General features: G+C 42.7%; 14 protein-coding genes. 9 read left to right on the top strand and 5 right to left on the bottom strand.

The features are described from left to right. Window positions 1–130 precede the first annotated feature (130 nt). From BMX05_RS00290 to BMX05_RS00280, 3 genes are read left to right on the top strand one after another with little or no spacing between them, the layout of a single operon-like run. Window positions 131–3007, top strand: coding sequence for a putative bifunctional diguanylate cyclase/phosphodiesterase (locus BMX05_RS00290; RefSeq protein WP_177166722.1), 2877 nt, complete (start codon window positions 131–133; stop codon window positions 3005–3007). 57 nt (window positions 3008–3064) lie between these two features. Then, the gene (locus BMX05_RS00285) at window positions 3065–4255 is read left to right on the top strand and encodes an HD-GYP domain-containing protein (RefSeq protein ID WP_093307698.1); all 1191 of its coding nucleotides are present in this window, start codon (window positions 3065–3067) and stop codon (window positions 4253–4255) included. A gap of 22 nt (window positions 4256–4277) precedes the next feature. Further along, entirely contained in the window at window positions 4278–4766 is a 489-nt protein-coding gene (locus tag BMX05_RS00280) for a cytochrome c (protein ID WP_093307696.1), read from the top strand. Between the two features lie 2 nt (window positions 4767–4768). Here BMX05_RS00280 and BMX05_RS00275 read toward each other — a convergent pair whose 3' ends face one another. Further along, window positions 4769–5932 carry a cation diffusion facilitator family transporter gene (locus BMX05_RS00275; protein WP_093307694.1) on the bottom strand — a complete coding sequence of 388 codons (1164 nt, stop codon included), beginning with the start codon at window positions 5930–5932 and terminating at the stop codon, window positions 4769–4771. 62 nt (window positions 5933–5994) lie between these two features. Beyond that, window positions 5995–6303, bottom strand: a complete 309-nt coding sequence (locus BMX05_RS00270; protein ID WP_093307692.1) for a hypothetical protein — start codon at window positions 6301–6303, stop codon at window positions 5995–5997. 200 nt (window positions 6304–6503) lie between these two features. Here BMX05_RS00270 and BMX05_RS00265 point away from each other — a divergent pair, with 200 nt between their 5' ends. Then, complete coding sequence (locus BMX05_RS00265; RefSeq protein WP_143051927.1) at window positions 6504–7136, top strand: 7-cyano-7-deazaguanine/7-aminomethyl-7-deazaguanine transporter; 633 nt, start codon at window positions 6504–6506, stop codon at window positions 7134–7136. A 211-nt stretch (window positions 7137–7347) separates the two neighbouring features. Then, on the top strand, window positions 7348–9396 hold the full coding sequence (locus BMX05_RS00260) for a methyl-accepting chemotaxis protein (protein ID WP_093307687.1): 2049 nt from the start codon (window positions 7348–7350) through the stop codon (window positions 9394–9396). Between the two features lie 48 nt (window positions 9397–9444). On the opposite strand, the gene BMX05_RS00255 is transcribed toward BMX05_RS00260, so the two are convergent. Then, window positions 9445–10662, bottom strand: coding sequence for an argininosuccinate synthase (locus BMX05_RS00255; RefSeq protein WP_093307683.1), 1218 nt, complete (start codon window positions 10660–10662; stop codon window positions 9445–9447). Between the two features lie 137 nt (window positions 10663–10799). Here BMX05_RS00255 and BMX05_RS00250 point away from each other — a divergent pair, with 137 nt between their 5' ends. The 3 genes from BMX05_RS00250 (at window position 10800) to BMX05_RS12825 (ending at window position 14046) form a co-directional block, all read left to right on the top strand. Continuing rightward, on the top strand, window positions 10800–11561 hold the full coding sequence (locus tag BMX05_RS00250; protein WP_093307680.1) for a DUF599 domain-containing protein: 762 nt from the start codon (window positions 10800–10802) through the stop codon (window positions 11559–11561). Between the two features lie 404 nt (window positions 11562–11965). Continuing rightward, window positions 11966–12493: a PAS domain-containing protein gene (locus tag BMX05_RS00245; protein ID WP_245710351.1), complete on the top strand. Its 528-nt coding sequence runs from the start codon at window positions 11966–11968 to the stop codon at window positions 12491–12493. A gap of 110 nt (window positions 12494–12603) precedes the next feature. Then, a complete protein-coding gene (locus BMX05_RS12825) occupies window positions 12604–14046 on the top strand; it encodes a methyl-accepting chemotaxis protein (RefSeq protein ID WP_093307677.1) in 1443 nt (480 codons plus the stop codon). Between the two features lie 18 nt (window positions 14047–14064). Here the strand turns inward: BMX05_RS12825 and BMX05_RS00235 are convergent, their stop codons facing one another. Continuing rightward, the gene (locus tag BMX05_RS00235) at window positions 14065–16833 is read right to left on the bottom strand and encodes a diguanylate cyclase (RefSeq protein WP_177166721.1); all 2769 of its coding nucleotides are present in this window, start codon (window positions 16831–16833) and stop codon (window positions 14065–14067) included. 387 nt (window positions 16834–17220) lie between these two features. Between BMX05_RS00235 and BMX05_RS00230 the strand changes: the two genes are divergently transcribed. Then, window positions 17221–17964, top strand: a complete 744-nt coding sequence (locus BMX05_RS00230) for a sporulation protein (RefSeq protein WP_093307671.1) — start codon at window positions 17221–17223, stop codon at window positions 17962–17964. 18 nt (window positions 17965–17982) lie between these two features. On the opposite strand, the gene BMX05_RS00225 is transcribed toward BMX05_RS00230, so the two are convergent. After that, window positions 17983–18222, bottom strand: coding sequence for a hypothetical protein (locus BMX05_RS00225; protein ID WP_093307668.1), 240 nt, complete (start codon window positions 18220–18222; stop codon window positions 17983–17985). Between the last annotated feature and the right edge of the window lie 61 nt (window positions 18223–18283).

The following is an 18283-nucleotide window of genomic DNA, read 5'->3' as shown; positions in this document are numbered from 1 at the left end:
GTTTGTAGAATATTTTGTCAGCTCACTAGCAAGGCAATCAAGAAAATGGCTTGTTGTGTGCATCTTTGCCTAGATATACTTGCATCCCGATACCAGCTTGCTTTGTTGATATGACCCAAGGATGAGATCTGTGCCAGTCGTTGCGCAACCCCTGCGTTTTTATTTGTTAGCCCCACTCTTGTTTGGGGTCATGCTCATCAGTTGTCTAGGTATCTGGATGTTTTATGCGATAGAACATGAACGCCTTGAGCAACCTTTACGTGATCAAGCCTTGTATACTGCGCAGGGTATTTTGCAAGATCTAGACAAGTTAGACACTCTGGCCGATTGGCAACACTATTTTAATGCAAGCTTATATCAAGAACGTACTAAACGCATGCTCGTTATTGAGCGGAGTACGCAGGATATTTTGGTACGTGCCCCCGAAAATGCACGCTTAACACCACAAGATTTCGATGATGTCAACGCGCTCATGCACCAAGCGCAACCAGAAGGCATTTATCGTGGCTTATCGCGTAGCTATTTATATGCTTATCCTTTCCATCTTCCCCAATGGATGCTGCCTGAGGAAACTGATTCTCGTTTACCAAGTGCTTTAGATGCATTGACTTACTCAAACCGCCCACACACAAACGCAGTTTTGCTGATCGAGCTAGCCAGTGATGCTCTTGTGTATACCTTGATGCAAAGGGTATTAGAGGTGAGTTTGGTTTTGGTCATGGTACTTGTTTTTGTAGGCTTGTTTGTGTGGTGGTTGTTGCAGCGACATGTCCTTAGGCCAACGGCACTTTTGCAAACACAATTGACACAAGGTGGGCGTTTGAATGCCTTACAAACTAAGCTAGGGGCACCGATGGAGCTTGTCGCCTTAGAACAGGTACTCGATCAGGCCTTGGTACAAACGCGTGAACAATCAAGTCGTTATTTCGCTTTGCTGGAAATGTTGCCACAGGCGCTATTAATTAGCGTGCAAGGGCAAATTGAATATGCTAATCCTGCAGCGCGGCGTTTATTAGCTCCTAAAGCGGGAGTTTATGCGGACTTACAAGCAACATCGATTCGAGATTTTTTATTACCAGAAGTATTGGCTTATCCCGAATTAGAGACTAAAGCAAACTCCAATGCTCATCACACCTTGCTTGATGCGCATGTACATACGATTCGTCGTGCAGATGGCCAAGTTTTCACCGCAGAAATCACCGCTTCTACCATAGTGTATAATGAGAGTTTGCATGTCATTATTTTGGTGCAAGATATTTCTGCACGTAAGCAACAAGAAGAAGCCCTGCGCCTTGCTGCGATTGCTTTTAACACGGATGAAGCTATCGTGGTGACAGATCACACCTCTTCGATTTTGCGGGTCAATGATGCTTTCACCCGTATCACTGGGTATAACCAAAGTGAAGTCAAAGGTAAAAATCCTAGTTTGTTAAAATCTGGATTTCATGATGAAAGCTTTTACCGGCAAATGTGGCAGGAATTGGCAGATAAAGACCGTTGGCAAGGTGAAATCTGGAATAAGCGTAAAAATGGTGAAATTTATCCAGAATGGAACCGTATTACTGCAGTTAAAAATGCGCATGGGCAAATTACACATTATATTGCGACCTTCCAAGATATTAGTGAGCGCAAGCGTACAGAACAAAGAGCCCAATATCTGGCAACCCATGATGCTCTCACTGGTTTACCAAATCGTGAACAGTTGGTTAGACGTTTAAGTTATCTTGCAGAATCACAAGAAACCCATTGGCAGTATGTGCTCTTAGTGCTAGGTGTGGATCGCTTCAAAACAATTAATGATTCTCTAGGCTATGGTATTGGCGATTTATTATTGCAGCAGGTCGCAGAGCGTTTAACAACGCAAATGCCACGACGGGAAAATTTAGCCCGTCTTACGGGGGATACTTTTGCACTTATCTTACGCATCAAAGATGCTCAAGATACAGAATCTGAATTACAGCCGCATATTCAAATGCTGCTGCAATTAGTCGGCCAAGCTTTTATGGTAGATGGGCATCGTTTGCATATCACCATCAGCTTGGGAGTCAGCCAAAGTCTGGGCCAAACGCCACCTTTGCAAATGGTAAAACAAGCAGAAGCTGCGATGTTTCGTGCGAAACAAGGCGGGCGTAACACAGCTTGTATTTATCGGCAAGAGATGGAACGAGATGCTTTACGGCGCTTGCGTCTGGAAAATGACTTGCGCCGTGCCTTAAAAGGTCATCAATTGCATCTTTATTATCAGCCTCAAGTGACTTCTGAGGGCTATATTTTAAGTGCCGAATGCTTATTGCGTTGGCGGCATCCAGATTTGGGGTTAGTTTCCCCAGCAGAGTTTATTCCCTTAGCAGAAGAAAGCGGGCTGATTATTCCTATCGGTTATTGGATTATTGGAGAGGCCTGCCGCCAATTAAAAGCCTGGCAAGCAGAATATGCCCATGCGCCGCATTATCTTGCCGTGAATGTCAGTGCGCGTCAGTTCCAGCAACCTGATTTTGTCGAACGCGTGCTAGAAATCCTGTATGCCCACCAAGTGGAAGGGACCAAGATAGAACTAGAACTTACAGAATCTTTACTGCTTAATAGTATTACCGATACGCGTGATAAAATGATAGCACTGCGTAACTATGGCATCCGTTTTGCCATTGATGATTTTGGTACAGGGTTTTCTTCTTTGGCTTACTTGCGTCAGTTGCCTGTCAATGTGCTCAAGATTGATCACTCCTTTGTACGTGATCTAGAACAAGATGCAAGTGCTATAGGGATAGTAGAAACCATTATTGATATGACTTCTCACCTCAAACTGGACGTTGTTGCAGAAGGGGTAGAAACCGAGCAGCAACTACATATCCTGCTGCAAGGAAGATCTGATTTACTCGCTCAAGGATACCTGTTCAGCCGTCCATTAACTGAAGATGATTTTAATGCGCTGTTACAGCAAGAGAAACAACCTGTGTTTCGACATATTATCGATAACATGACAAATGCACAGGAACAAACAGCATGAGATATGTAATTAGGCTGCAAATCTATGGATTTTTTTAGTTGAAAGGTGCCTTAATTCATGCTGATGGATGATGATTACGAGCTGCAGCCTTTGGAAGAAGGTGAGTTAAAGGTAGGAGATACCCTGCCTTGGAGTGTCTTTACCAGCTTAGGTAAAATCTTAATGAAAGAAGGCACGAAAATTGACTCACCACGCAAGCTCAGCATGTTAATGAATACGGGCTTTCGTCCAAAACCGAAACAAGTATCACCGGCAGAACAGCAAGCCTTAGATGAAGCATCTTTACCGCAACCTGTGGTCTATGAACGTCAGACGAACCCATTTACTGAGCTTGATGAGCTCTTACATGAGTTATCCGAGTTATTTAAGCTACTCAATGCAGACGAAGTAAAAGCGCAAGTTTTTATGAAACGTTGTTACTTGCTTGTCACGCAAATTCAGGGTTTATGTCGCTTAAATGATGATGCTTTATTGGGTGCGGTGCATCTAAATAGTGATCATGCTTACACGCTACAGCATCCGATGCATGTGGCAATTGTGTGTGCCTTAATCGCACGTAAACTTAAAATTCCACAAAAAATCCAACTATCTATGCTGGCGGCGGCGCTAACACAAAATGTGGCTATGAATCCATATCAGTTACAACTTAATCGCCAGCGTAAGCCGCTGAATGAAGCACAGCGTCAAGTGGTGAACAAGCATCCCGAACAAGGGGTGGCCTTGTTAAAGCAAGTCGGTGTGACCGATGAGTTATGGTTAGATATTGTTTTGCAGCATCATGAAAAACAAGATGGTACCGGTTATCCACAAGGGCTATCAGGCAAGCAAATCCGTCCTGAAGCTAAGATTATTGCGTTAGCCGATGTATATTCAGCCATGATTTCTTGCCGCCCTTATCGCCCAGGCTTAAGTGCGCAGCAAAGTCTGCGTTCTATCTTTTTAGAACGTGGTAGTCAGTTTGATGAAAAATTGACGATGGTCTTTTTGAATGAACTAGGAGTTTACCCGCCAGGTGCGTGTGTCAAATTGAAAAATGAAGAAATCGGGATTGTGATTAAACGCACACAAGACAGTCGAGCGCCGATTGTTTCTATTGTAAAAGACCCAGGTGGGGAACTTTATTTGCGTCCGCGTGAACGTGATACTTCTGAACCAGAGTTTGCAATTAGTGCAACCTTGAGCAAACAAAATGTACCTACACTTAACCCCACTCTTTTGTGGGGCATTAAATTAATGCGTATAGGTTAATGAGGATGATGGTGAAACTCGCATGAAATTAACCGCCCTAATGAGTCTACTAGGCTTGCTATTGTGGACACCTTGGCTGCAGGCACAACAAATGTCGAGTACGCAAGCCGAATCTGTAGATCCTGAAGCAATCATTAAATTCCGTATACAGCGCTTTGAAGAGGTCGAAAAAACCTTTAAAGCTTTACGTTTTGAGGTGGTTGTTAATCGCAGTCAAGATAGATACGCCAGTTATAAAATGGCCAATACACTTGCAGATCAAGTGCAGCCTTTGTTAGAAGCCTTTCGTTTGCGCACAGATCAACAACGTTTTGCAGGTAAAACGCGTGCGCGTTCTGAAATTTGGGTGCATAGAGACGAGTTTGAAGAACAAATGATAGATTTTATTGTGCGCACAGAACGTATCGCCGAGCTTTTGCGTGCAGGTAATATGTCAGAGGCAGCCAATTTAATTAATGTGACTGCCAAAGGTTGCAAGCGTTGCCATCGTATGTTCCGCTCGCGTTGGTGACTTTATACCTTGTTTGGGGAGGAGGCCAGCTCCTCAACAAGGTATTCTAGCGTTAAATCAGCAAACCATAATTTACCTTGCAATGCCTGCCGTAACTGTAACGGGTCAACCTTTGCTGCCTGTGCACGTAAACAAATATCTAAGTGAATTTTGTTATTTAAGTAATGCAATCTAAGCCTTGCTATGTCTTGCCAATGAAGTAGTTCAGCCCATGCAAGGGTTAGCTCCTGTATGATTTGGGTCCGTAAAGGTAATAAATTTGCGGTACTAGGGATTTCCTGATCATATTCGCTATCAATATGAAAAGTAATATCGCCAATATCTGTGAAATGATTTCGTAATTGCCGCGCTACGCAGACACCAATATGGTGTCCTTCTGAAACTGATATACATTGATCTACTTGTAAATGAATATCTAGCAAAATTGCAGCGCCCATTTTGCGAGTTCTCAAGCCATGAACATTTTTGACCTCTTGCACAGATAAAGCAAGCTTATGAATTTTCTGCACGTCTTGTTCAGGTAAAGCGGTATCAACTAATTCTTCAATGCTGTTCCAAGCCAAACTGGCACCAATATGGGCAACCATAAAAGCAACAACTAAAGCGGCCACTTGATCAAGCCAAGGCCAACCCATTAATGCGCCACCGATCCCGATAAATACAACAACAGAAGAAAGCGCATCTGAGCGACTATGCCAGGCGTTTGCTTTAAGCAAATCAGAGCGGATTGCCCGTGCAACACGCATGGTATAGTGGTAAATCCATTCTTTGCCAGCAATCGAAAGAGCTGCAATGATTAGGGTTTCTGAGGCAGGTAGTAAGGCATTAAAATCTGCGGTGACCAGTTCTTTGATGGCTTGATAAGCAAGTGCGCCGGCTACTGCGATGAGAAGACCACCGAGAATAAAGGTGGCGAGTGTTTCGAAACGTGCATGCCCATAAGGGTGTTTAGCATCTGCTTGCTGACGCCCGAAATGAGTTGCCACCAGCACTAGAACATCGCTCAAAAGATCGGAGAGCGAATGGATACCATCAGCGATTAAAGCACTGGAATTCCCCCAATAACCGACGAAAATTTTTAAGCCCCCCAAAGTAGCATCTAAGGCTGAACCTATGAGAGTGACTTTATGTGCCGCTTTGGCTTCGTCATTGGATACAGAAAACATCGACACCTGGCCTCGAGCAAAGGATGAGAAAAAACCGAGTCTAAGCGAGCTTTGCTTAAGGTTTAATTAACAAGCCAAGTTTGTATAATTAAGAGTAAGCTTAATAAGCTGGGTATCAACAGGCTCAGTAAACAGGTAGGAACCCACAACTTAGGTACAGAAGATTTCACGATACCTTGCACGAGTAACAAAAAACAAGAGTAAACTGCGTTAAGACCTAAACTAAAATGGACAACAGCACCAGTCCAAGGATCCGTACTGAGCGCAAGGCATAAACTGTATAAAAGCGTTTGTGCACTTAAAACAAACAAGCTGATGCATACACCTAAAGGTAGATGCAGAAGAAATTGCAAGTAAGCAGCTGCTGACATGAGTAGAAATCCTTTCTATCATTTATCATTCTTGTTATCCGAGCTAGATTAGCTTAGAATCCGCGCCTTACCAAGTCACTTATTGGCTGGTGTAACTTCGATTGTATCCTTATTTTTCCTTCATTTGCGGGTTCCCTCGCCCCCGCTTATCAAAAAGGTGCCTTATGTCTTCCTATCTTGACGTGTCAAACGATACACCAATGCATGTACAAGCGCCTTGGTACAATAAAGCCTTAATTATTTTAAGCGTATTTCATATTAGTATCATTGCGGCAAGTAATTATTTAGTGCAATTACCAATCAATATTTTCGGTATGCATACTACTTGGGGGGCTTTTTCCTTCCCCTTTATCTTTTTAGCAACAGATTTGAGTGTGCGTTTATTTGGCCGTGAACATGCGCGCCAAGTGATTTTTCGTGTGATGTTGCCTGCATTGATACTTTCGTATCTTTTATCAACCTTGTTTGCACAGGGTCAATACCAAGGTTTAGAAGCACTGCACAGTTTAAATATTTTTGTCGTGCGCATTGCATTGGCAAGCTTTATGGCATATGCCTTGGGTCAGCTTTTAGATATTTACGTATTCGCTAAGCTGCGTCAGCATCCTACATGGTGGGTTGCACCTAGTGTGTCCACTTTAGTTGGTAATTTGGTCGATACCTTGGTGTTTTTTAGCTTGGCTTTTTATGCCAGCTCAGACGTCTTTATGGCAGCGCATTGGCCAGAAATCGCTGCTTGGGATTATGGATTTAAGTTACTCATTAGCTTGCTCTTTTTTGTGCCCTTGTATGGTGTTTTATTAAGTTGGTTGCAAAAGCGCTTACAAAGTTAATTGCTTTTGGTGAGCAAGATGCAAGGCCCAAGCACTAGACTTGGGCTTTTTTTATGTAGGTATTTGTGTCGAAGCGTCATGTAAAGGTGAGAATATGCAGCAGTCTTGCTAATATGAGGTATCTAAAACTCTGATAAGAAAAATAAGCTAGGGTTTTTGGACTGTTCACGCTTTTTCCATTGTTGCGTTTTGGCTAATTAAGGGTAAGTCCATGCCGGCAAATCAGTCTGTTACTGCCGAGGGTACGGCTAAAAAAGAATCTGTCATGATCACAATGACCGATCGTGAAGGAAAAATTACTTACGCGAATCGTCGTTTTATGCAGGTGACAGGGTATTCCGAACAGGATTTAATCGGGCAGCCCCATAGCCTGATGCGTGATCGGCAGACACCGCGTACGATTTGGCATTTGCTTTGGCAGCATCTGCAAAAAGGTGAAGAATTTTTCGCGCTGATCTGTAACCAGGATGCCCAAGGCCAAAGGCTCTGGCTTTTTTCAGCTTTCTATCCAGATGTGAATCGTCAAGGACAAATTGTAGGCTTTCATGCAGTGCATCATTTACCTTCAAAAGCCATGCTTGCGAAGGTGCAGCCTTTATATCAACGTATCTTAGAAGCGGAAAGTCAACATAAAGAGGCTGGGTTAGCGGTTTTAGCACAAGCTTTTGCAGAATCCGGTGAGGAGGAATACTTACCGTGGATTTTGCACCTTTATAATGCACATAAACAAGATGCCCCCTTGGTACAAGAAACACCTGCACAAGTTGCTTCCACTTATGCCCGTCGGACGTCTGCTCGAAGTGCGGCGGTTCCCTTTTTACGCTCACAAATTACCCTAGTACAAAGTTTATATTTACTGAGCGCCTGTGTTTTTGTGCTCTTAGCCCAGTTAGGTTATGGGCAAAGTGGGTGGATGTGGCTTTATCCTGTCATTGTTGCGGGTTTAGTCTGGAGTATTCGCCGGAATATTTCCCGCGCGTTGGATGTGCTTCACAAAATTCACCATACCTTAAAGTTGAATAAGCGTGGTGAGATGCACCATAGAATTGTCAAGGTCACAGGTTTGGGGGAAGTTGGCCAAGTCGCTTGGGAACTCAATGGTTTTTTAGACCAGATGCATGCATATTTTATGGAATCTGAACGGGCTTTTGGCGATGCTGGATTGGGGTATCCACGTCGAGAAGCTTTAACACAAGGTTTAGTGGGTTTACCTCGTCTCGCTTTGGAGCGCTTTAACCAAGGGCTATCGGCGATGGAGGAAGTGCAAAATATGCGTTCGCATAATGAATTAATGTCTGGGTTAAGCCAAATTAACGTCAACCATCTTGTACCTAATTTAGCCACTTTACAAAAAGATCTTACGGAAGTTATTGAAGGGGTGCGCCATGCACTCGATACAGCACAAACTAATCGGAGTAATGCGCAGGAAAGCCAAGTGCAAATCGAAGCAATGACGCATCATTTGCAGAAAATTACTGGTGTAATCACGAGCATGCAAGCACTCGTAGCTGAGTTAGAGCAAGACGGAAAAAAAGTCGTCGATGCTTTGCAAATTATCACTGAAATCACTGAGCAAACGAATTTATTAGCACTAAATGCTTCGATTGAAGCCGCACGTGCGGGGGAGCATGGACGAGGCTTTGCTGTGGTTGCCGATGAGGTACGTCAGCTAGCAAGTCGCTCTAAAGAAGCGGCAGAAAATATTAGTAGTATTATCAGTACCTTTATTGAGCGTTCTGCGCAAATGAATCAAGCATCACAAACTGCGGGTGCGGAAGCGGATTATGTAGGCAATAAAATAGGTGGTTTTAAAACGACTTTTTCTGATTTAGCACAGACTTCCAAAGATACGCATGCACGTTTAGGTTTTGCCTGTGATAAGAGTTTTGCCACCTTGGCTAAAGTGGATCATATTGTTTACAAACAGCGGGCTTATTTAGCTTTGCAAGATTTGCAAACGCATCAAGATGCAGTGCAAGCCGTTTCGGTTGATCATCACCAATGCCGTTTGGGGCGCTGGTATGAAGAAGGTATCGGTTATCAGCAATTCCGCCAGTTGCATAGTTACCGTAATTTGCTTACCCCCCATGCGCATGTACACGAGCAAGCACATCAAGCCTTGATGCTTGCCGCACGCGACTGGCTGCATAATCCTGAATTAAAACAAGCAATTCTTACAGCGATGGAAGCGACTGAAACAGCCAGTGATGAGGTGATGCACAACTTAGATATTCTGGTGCAGGAGAAACATCATCAATAACCAAAATGCCTAGCGATTTGCTAGGCATGGGTTTTCTACTGTAAGTGATTACACGGAGCGGCCTTTGTTAGCGGCAATACGTAAGCGCAATGCATTGAGTTTAATAAAGCCGGCTGCATCTGCCTGATCATAAGCACCAGCATCATCTTCAAAAGTGGCAATGGCCTCATCGAACAAAGAATCATCAGAACGACGTCCTACTACAGTCACGTTACCTTTATAGAGCTTAACGCGAACTTCACCATTAACGACTTTTTGTGATTCGTCGATCATGGTTTGCATCATTTGGCGTTCAGGGCTCCACCAGTAACCGTTATAAATTAACTCAGCATATTTAGGCATGAGACTGTCTTTCAGGTGGGCAACCTCACGATCTAAGGTAATAGATTCAATCGCGCGGTGGGCACGTAAAATGATGGTACCGCCCGGTGTTTCGTAAGCGCCGCGTGATTTCATACCAACATAACGGTTCTCAACAATATCTAAGCGTCCAATACCGTTATCGCCGCCTAGTTGATTTAAGCGCGCTAAAACTTGGTGTGGCGCAAGTGCTTCGCCATCAATTGCGACAATATCACCTTGCTGGAAAGTCAGGTTAATATACGTTGGCTGGTCTGGGGCGTTTTCTGGACTGACACTCCAACGCCACATGGATTCTTCTGGTTCTGCCCATGGATCTTCTAGGATGCCGCCTTCATAGGAAATATGGAGTAGGTTGGCATCCATAGAATAAGGCGATTTCTTACCTGTTTTGGCAAAATCTACCGGAATGTTGTGCGTTTGTGCATATTGCATCAGTTTTTCACGGGAGAGCAAATCCCACTCACGCCAAGGTGCGATGACTTTGATACCCGGTTTAAGTGCATAAGCACCTAACTCAAAACGTACTTGATCATTGCCTTTGCCTGTCGCGCCGTGAGCGATGGCATCTGCGCCTGTTTCGTTAGCAATTTCGACTAAACGTTTGGCAATCAGCGGACGTGCAATCGAAGTCCCTAGTAAATATTCACCTTCATACAAGGTATTTGCACGAAACATAGGAAACACATAGTCACGCACAAAATCTTCACGCAGGTCTTCGATATAGATTTCCTTCACCCCCATCTGCTCGGCTTTAGCACGTGCAGGCTCTAACTCTTCACCTTGCCCTAAATCCGCAGTGAAAGTGACCACTTCACATTGATATTGGTCTTCTAACCAACGCAAAATAATAGAAGTATCTAAGCCGCCAGAATAAGCCAGCACGACTTTTTTTACATCGGACATTGTGTTCTCCCATTAGGTAAGAATAGATTACGGGCAGTCTAGGTGTTGGCGCACCCATCTGGTGGATCAAGTATAACGGATATCTAGGTAGGCTGGATATTCTCGACCTGAAAATCATGCAATTAGGATAAAAATCTATGTATCTATTTGGTATTTATGTGGATATTACCATAGCCGATGGCCTTGCTTTAGCTTGGTTTATTGGATGTTGGATGGGCTATCATGCGTTATGCCAACGTAGTTTGCGAATTAAAAAGTTATGTTTGGCACGAATTATGCATAATTATCGCCGTGATTGGATGCGACGTTTACTCGAACGCGAAGTGCGTATTCCAGATGCGACCTTTATTACACATTTGGAACGTAATGGCGCTTTCTTTGCCTCCAGCACCTTGCTGATAGTGGCGGCTTTGTTTGCTTTACTTGGTTCAACAGATAAGGCAATCAATATGGTATCTGAGTTACCTTTTGTAGCAACCGATACCCAACTTGAGTGGGAATTAAAAATTCTACTTTTAATTGGAATTTTTATTTATGCTTTTTTTACTTTTACTTGGTCAATGCGACAATATAATTTTTGCGCGATTGTGATAGGGAGTGCTCCTATGCCGAATGACTCGCAAGTGTCTATAGAGCAAAGGCGTGCATTGGCAGAACACACAGCGAACCTGATTGATCTAGCCGCTAATCAATTTAATTATGGACTAAGAGCTTATTATTTTGCACTGGCTGTACTTGGTTGGTTTTTACACCCCTTAGTATTTATGTTGACAACGTTAGGTGTCATAGGTGTTTTATATCGGCGTGAATTTCATTCCAAAACATTACAAGCGCTTGCTGCTGGGCAAAATCCAAGTGTTCAATTTCGAGGGATTATTCGTGATGATCCTCTAAATTAGATTTAATTTTATTAGTGAGCTTCTTTATGGAAGGTGGAAGCTATCAAAAAATGACAGTTTTTTGTTCTTCTTTGTGAAATTTTTGTAAAAATATGATTTTTATATAGGATTTAATCATCTATTTTGTAGATTTTTCGCAAGAAATCTTGATCTTGCTCAAAACATGCTATATTCGAGAAAGGCAGTATACGCAACACATAGGATCACCCTTAAAATACTGGGCAAGGGTGATGCTGCTGTCTTAACCAGTATTGTTTTTGGACTAGCAGAAAAAAGCTGCTATCTTCCTACTATATATAATTATTTTTATATATGGCGAGTAACAAGGGTGTTTTGGGAACTAAAAGATAAACATCAGTGAAGCTTATGAGGTTAGCAGTGTGATTCTAAGGGAGTAAATAAATATGAACATGGCCGTACGTTTGCATCGCCAGGAAAATGAGGTCTTGTTAAAAGATGATGAGCTCATCATTACTAAAACAGACTTGAAAGGGAAAATCACTTACGCAAATCGTGCCTTTATGCGTATTGCAGGCTATTATGAGAGCCAACTTATTGGCCAGCCCCATAATATTATCCGCCATCCAGATATGCCCAAAGCGGTATTTCGCCTCTTATGGAAAAGTATTCAATCGGAACAAGAGTTTTTTGGGATTGTAAAAAACTATGTTTCTAATGGTGATTATTATTGGGTACTTGCAAATATTACCCCAGATTATGATAGCCAAGGTAAGGTGAAGGGGTATTACTCCGTGCGTCGCCGTCCACATCCGCGTGCGGTGGAGCGTATGAAGCCCTTGTATAAGAAAATGCTAGAGATCGAAAGTCGCCAATCTGGGCATCCGGGAATTCAGGCTTCTTTAGATTATTTGCTTGAGCAAGTTCATGCAGAACGTAAAGATTATCAAAGTTTTGTATTAAGTTTAATCTAAGACTAGAATTAGGTGTTTAGTCTAGGGATCAATGGCTCTTTAGAGAGAAAAACTCTAGAGAGCTTTTTGGCATCTTAGGAGATGCTTGACTATGAGGAGTTTTCCTAACAATGGAAACAGAATACAATAATAAAGTTAGCCGCCATGCTCCTTTTCTTAATACACGATTAAAACTTGCCGCCCTTGTATTTAATATCCTAATGCTTTCAACCGTCTCCTTTGTTTGGTGGTGGCAGCAAAGCTTTGTAATTGAGCTAATAATATTTCCTCTACTCTCTATTATCTTTTCTGTGTTTGCATTAAGAGATTCTAAGCGACCTTTAAAAGTATTAAATTTAATGCAAGATGCATTAAGACGCGCCAACCACGGTGAATTACACCATAGAGTGACACGGACTCCTAAAATGGGTGAAGTTGGTATGGTAGCATGGGAATTAAATGATTTTTTTGATTGTATTGAAACTTATTTTAAAGAAGTCAATGCCTGCTTTAAGCAAGTTGATAATCATCAGTATGGACGTGGTGCGAAAGGTGCAGGATTGCCAGATGTCTTTCAACGCTCTTTAGAAGATATTAACAAAGGACTGCAAGCGATTGCGGAAAACCATCGTTTTGTAGAGCAAAATCAGCTGGCCGCAGCAATTCATGATTTAAATGGACAAAAATTGCAACAAGATTTACAGCAGAACCAACAAGCCTTAGTCGCCGTAGGTGAACGTATGCAAGGCGTGCGCTCGATTTCTGCACATAACGCCCAAGCAGCACAAGATAGCCAAGCATCAGTGACTGATATTAGCCGTGCATTACGTGAGGTTACAGCAAGTGTACAAAGCATGAATGAGTCTACGCATTTATTGCAGGCGCAAAGTGAAGAAGTAACCAATGCTTTGAAAATGGTAACTAATATTGCAGATCAGACAAATTTATTGGCTCTAAATGCTTCTGTAGAGGCTGCCCGCGCTGGGGAACATGGGCGTGGTTTTGCTGTGGTAGCGGATGAAGTGAAATCTTTATCAAATAAAACGAAAGAGGTTGTGACTTCTGTGCATAGCACTCTGAGTGCTTTTGTGTCCCAAGTGCAAGGAATGGTAGAGCGCACGCAAGCATGTGCTGAGCTGGTTGAAGGAATTAGTCAAACGACGGCTGATTTTGAAGGGCGTTTTCAAGCTTTTTCACATGCTGCCCAAGAAACAATTCAAGAAGTCAGCCATGTTTATATGGAAGCTATGGTTTCGCTATTGAAAATAGATCATATTATTTTTAAACAAGCTTGTTATGCGTGTCTTGTTGACCCCGAACATGCGAATAACCGTGCTGAAACATTTTTAGCGGCTGATACCTTAAACCCGGTGATTGTTGATGCTATGCAAGAAGAATTGGGTCTGCAAGCTTGGGCACATGAGGTGCAAAGCCTGCATAAAGATTTACAACAGAAAATACTCGTTTTTTTGCAAGAACACTCAGACAACAGCTATCAAGTAGACACCTGGGTTCGTCAGTTGCATGACTACGAAATGCGTAGCCAAAATCTTATTACGCGGGCTGCATTTTAAGTGGCCTTATGTGATTGCTTACAGGCAAATCACACGGTTACGCCCTTGGTTTTTGGCCGTATACAAGGCTTTGTCTGCGCGTGATAAACTTGTATCTATCCGTGGATCTTCAGGCATTAGTTGGGTGACACCCAGACTAATAGTAAAACTAAAGCTTTGTTTATCTTGATTTTCTGGGCAGCAAGCGACTTGCATTTCCTCAACATAAAGTCGCAACCTTTGCGCAAGTTGCTGTGCATCTTCAAGTTGGGTATCAGGCAAAAGCAAGCTGAATTCCTCGCCGCCTAGGCGTGCGGCAATATCCGTATCGCGTAAATTATACCTAAACGCGTCTGCTAACTGCTTCAATGCAATATCGCCACAGGCATGGCCAAAGGTGTCATTAATCCGTTTAAAATGATCAATATCGAGCATAATCAGGCAAGCGGGATGTTGATAGCGGCGTACGCGCGCTAGTTCCTGTTGGCCTAATTGCATAAAGTGCCGGCGGTTTGCTAATTCTGTTAGCCCATCTGTGAGTGCAAGATGTTCTAACTGGCTTTGAATGCGCAGGCGCTCACTAATATCACTAAATACAGTGACTGCACCTTGTACTTTATCCTTATCAATTAAGGGGGAGGTAGTGAGTTCTACTGGCAAAAGCTCGCCTTGTGCATGACGAAATTGGGTGATTTGATTATGTAAGGTGGTTCGTTGACGCATAGCAATACGCGTTGGGCATTCCTCTTCTGTAGTATTCGCGTGAAAGAGTTGGTGTGCGTCTTTCCCCAATACTTGTTCACGTTGATAGCCAAGCAAACGCAAAGCCGCAGCATTAATAAAAGTTGTCATCCCTTGCGCATCCACACCGTAGATCCCTTCGCCAGCAGCTTCAAGTAATAAAGTATTTTGGCGACTGATAGATTCTAGGCGGGATCTTAATTCAATTTCTTGGCTTACATCCAGTAAAGCACCAACAAGTTTTTCTGGGTGTCCTTGTGAATTTCTGATGAGAATAATCTGATCAGAAATCCAGAGATAATGACCATCTGCATGGCGCAGGCGATATAAACGAGTATGTTGATCATTAGACCAATGACGCCAATGGCTTTGCTGCCAAAGTTGGGGCTGTTCTTCTGGATGTAAATGCTCATACCACCACTTTGGAATATCACTTAGTACCTGTTCTGCATTATGCCCTGTTAAGCGTTTGACATTGACACTAATATAAGCTGTGGCCTGACTATCTTTCAGTGGCAGCTGGTACAAGACGGCAGGTGAGTTGGCTAGCAGTTGATCTTGTTGGCGCTTGGCCAGAATAAGGGCTTCTCGTAATTGATGAGATTCACTGATATCACGCAAGGAGCATAAAAAATGCTGTAAGCGTCCGTGGCGATCATTGATAGGGGCAAAGCTCATTGCTGCGTGATAGGTGTGTCCTTCTTTGTGGTGCAAGGTCATTTCACTATGCCAACGTAAACCTTGTAATAATGCTTGAGCAAGTTTTTGTGTTTGTCCTGCAATGTCACCGCCTAAAATCCGCGTAATCGGAACACCAATCACGTGGCGCCCTAAATGTCCAGTAATTTCAGTAAAACGCAAGTTCACGCGTTCAATCATACCTTGTGCATCTGTGACGATAATCGCATCTGGGCTTTGTTCAATCAGACGTTCAGCAAAACGGCTGGCTTCACTGAGCTCTTGGGCCTGTTGATGAATACGTTTTTTAAGATGGGAATCCAACCAATATAAACCACATCCCATTAACGCAAGACTCACAAGATAACCAATCCCTAATAATAACCAAAATTGACGTTGCAAGCCTTGCTGAATACTTAGGTATTGGCTCATATCTTGCCAAAAAACAAGATGGCCAATCACTTGTGGGCTTGTTTGATTTAAAATTTTACTATAGATAGGTAAATAGGAAACCAAATGTGGGGATTTTTTAATCCAGACAAGTTGCCAATGCCCTTCAGGGGAATGAAGTTTTTTATCTGTATGCTCACTAAGTAAAGATTTTAACTCAGAAACTGATGCGCCTCGTGAAATAGATTCCAAACGCTGTTGGTTATAAATAATTTTACCACTAGCTTGTAAATGGTGCTGCCAGACAAGCTTTAATAAAATATTATTATCTAATAGAACTGCTGCATGTAAGTTTAGTGTCTCTGCCAAGCCATTAATTAAACTTTCTAGAGAATCCCCTGTTTCTATACTTCCAAGTAAACGACTTTGACCATTCTGGTCTGCATCAAAAATAGGAACAATGCCGCGAATACCACCGAAAATGCGTCCTAGCTCAAAGCCGACTTGAGGTTGGCCGGTTTGCATTAACTCTGCTAACAAAGGACGAATATGAATGAGATCGTCACCAAAGCGTTCTGGTGCATGTACACGTACAAAACTTGTTGCATTGGGAGCTAAATGTAAATGTAATTGCCTGAGCCCATGGGCTTGTACCATGCTGCTCCAGCGTGGCCCTAAGTATTGAATCAAATGTTCGCGGATACGCCCCAAGCGTTCTTTTGCATCGGCAATTTCAGGCTGACTTTGTACAATTTGTTGCAAATAGTACGCTTGACGCAGACCTTGTACGATTTTTGGATCACTGGCTAATACACGCGCAAGTTCCAGCATATTGCTTTCACTCATTTTTAACACGGATTGAGCCCCTTTGGTGATCGCTTGATGACGACTTGCAAACTCACGTTGCCATTCTTGCTGGCGGCTATGATGGCTAATGCTACCTAAACCAATAAAAATCATCAGCAACAAGATAGATAAAGCAAGAAAAGAAGGCTTCACCAACCTAAGCTCCCTATAGATAAGGTGGATAGAAAAAAGGATGTCAACACAAGGAATTGTTTTAAGAAGGCGTTGATAAGTGCATATCCTTATTGTGAAGGTACCAAAATACAAGGCGTGTGGCTTGTGAATCAGCACCCTTTGCAGATGCGCACGTTGGCGATCCATGAGTAAATTTAGCAATAAAATAGTAACTTTAGATTATCAAGCTTTATACCCTAGTTTGACAAGGGTAAATAAATTGACTTCTATCAGACAAGTGCGCAAGCGCCTAGTAGAAAATAGGCTTATGTCGTTCTTGCTAAAGAAGTCTCCTTGCCTAGGATGCAATTTTTTTAGACTTGGGGTAAAGTCATCTGCTCAAGATAAAGCCGTGGGAGGCAGTCTATGTTTAAGAAAATCTTAGCAAAAATTGGGGTAGGTGGTGCGGAAGTCGATACAGTATTGCACAAAACTTGCTTAATGCCAGGAGAGTGGGTGCAAGGTGAAGTTATTATCCGTGGAGGGGATGTAGAACAAGAAATTGAAGGGCTTAAATTACGTTTAATGACGCAAGTGGAGGTAGAAGGAGAAGATCAAGAATTTCTGCAAAATTATTGCATTGAAAGTTGGGAGTTAAATGAACGCTTTAAGCTGGGTGAGCATGAAGAACGTATTTTTCCATTTGAAATCCGCATCCATCCAGAAACACCCATCACTTCATTAAATACTTATCATAACCGTACCAAAGTTTGGCTAGGTACGGATTTGGAAATTGATTATGCATTAGATGCTGAAGATAAAGATTACTTACATATTGAGCCTACGCCGGTAATGTGTAAATTATTGGAGGCAATGCAACATTTAGGTTTTAATTTAAAAAGTGCTGATGTGGAGAAGGGGTATTTACGGGGTCCAAACTTTGAAAGCGTGAGTGGCTGTTATCAGGAATTAGAATATTCGCCTTCTGCAAGTACGAGCTGGCGCTTACAAGAGGTCGAAGTTTCTATGATTCCAGAAGAAGAAAGAACTCATGTGCTGCTCGAATTAGACCGCAGATTCTCTGGGGATGGTTATCAAGCTTTGACATTAACGCATGATGATTTAGATCTAGAGGCTCTGAAACACAAGTTAGCAGCGTATTTATTCTAGTCTACGGCATCTAACAGGCTAAAAACCGCGTGCCATCAGACATGCGTGATAATCTAGCTGGCGGCGATCAAAATCGTCTTCGACACGGGCTAAATCGCCGCTCATAATGATCAATCCCTGTTCTTGTTGTCCTGTTTCCAAAGTACAGGCAAGTCTTGCTTGCTCATAAGGTGTGAGTTGATCTGGGTTGAGCGAGTAGCAAGCACTCAATGCACTACTGACAAATAAAATCCAGCTTAAAAATAGCAACCGCATCATCATGGTATCCTAATGGCTTAAGTAACTTTAAGTAAACACGCGCCATGCTAACAAAATACGG

The sequence above is a fragment of the Allopseudospirillum japonicum genome, from assembly GCF_900108915.1.
Classification (GTDB): Bacteria; Pseudomonadota; Gammaproteobacteria; order Pseudomonadales; family Halomonadaceae; genus Pseudospirillum; species Pseudospirillum japonicum.
The sequence above is the reverse complement of the archived record's forward strand: the minus strand, read 5'-3'. Positions and strand labels throughout refer to the sequence as shown.

Coding starts and splice junctions, on each gene's coding strand:
- BMX05_RS00285 (WP_093307698.1), top strand. CDS start 3,065: ATGCTGATGGATGATGATTACGAGCTGCAGCCTTTGGAAGAAGGTGAG.
- BMX05_RS00280 (WP_093307696.1), top strand. CDS start 4,278: ATGAAATTAACCGCCCTAATGAGTCTACTAGGCTTGCTATTGTGGACA.
- BMX05_RS00275 (WP_093307694.1), bottom strand. CDS start 5,932: ATGTTTTCTGTATCCAATGACGAAGCCAAAGCGGCACATAAAGTCACT.
- BMX05_RS00270 (WP_093307692.1), bottom strand. CDS start 6,303: ATGTCAGCAGCTGCTTACTTGCAATTTCTTCTGCATCTACCTTTAGGT.
- BMX05_RS00265 (WP_143051927.1), top strand. CDS start 6,504: ATGCATGTACAAGCGCCTTGGTACAATAAAGCCTTAATTATTTTAAGC.
- BMX05_RS00260 (WP_093307687.1), top strand. CDS start 7,348: ATGCCGGCAAATCAGTCTGTTACTGCCGAGGGTACGGCTAAAAAAGAA.
- BMX05_RS00255 (WP_093307683.1), bottom strand. CDS start 10,662: ATGTCCGATGTAAAAAAAGTCGTGCTGGCTTATTCTGGCGGCTTAGAT.
- BMX05_RS00250 (WP_093307680.1), top strand. CDS start 10,800: ATGTATCTATTTGGTATTTATGTGGATATTACCATAGCCGATGGCCTT.
- BMX05_RS00245 (WP_245710351.1), top strand. CDS start 11,966: ATGAACATGGCCGTACGTTTGCATCGCCAGGAAAATGAGGTCTTGTTA.
- BMX05_RS12825 (WP_093307677.1), top strand. CDS start 12,604: ATGGAAACAGAATACAATAATAAAGTTAGCCGCCATGCTCCTTTTCTT.
- BMX05_RS00230 (WP_093307671.1), top strand. CDS start 17,221: ATGTTTAAGAAAATCTTAGCAAAAATTGGGGTAGGTGGTGCGGAAGTC.
- BMX05_RS00225 (WP_093307668.1), bottom strand. CDS start 18,222: ATGATGCGGTTGCTATTTTTAAGCTGGATTTTATTTGTCAGTAGTGCA.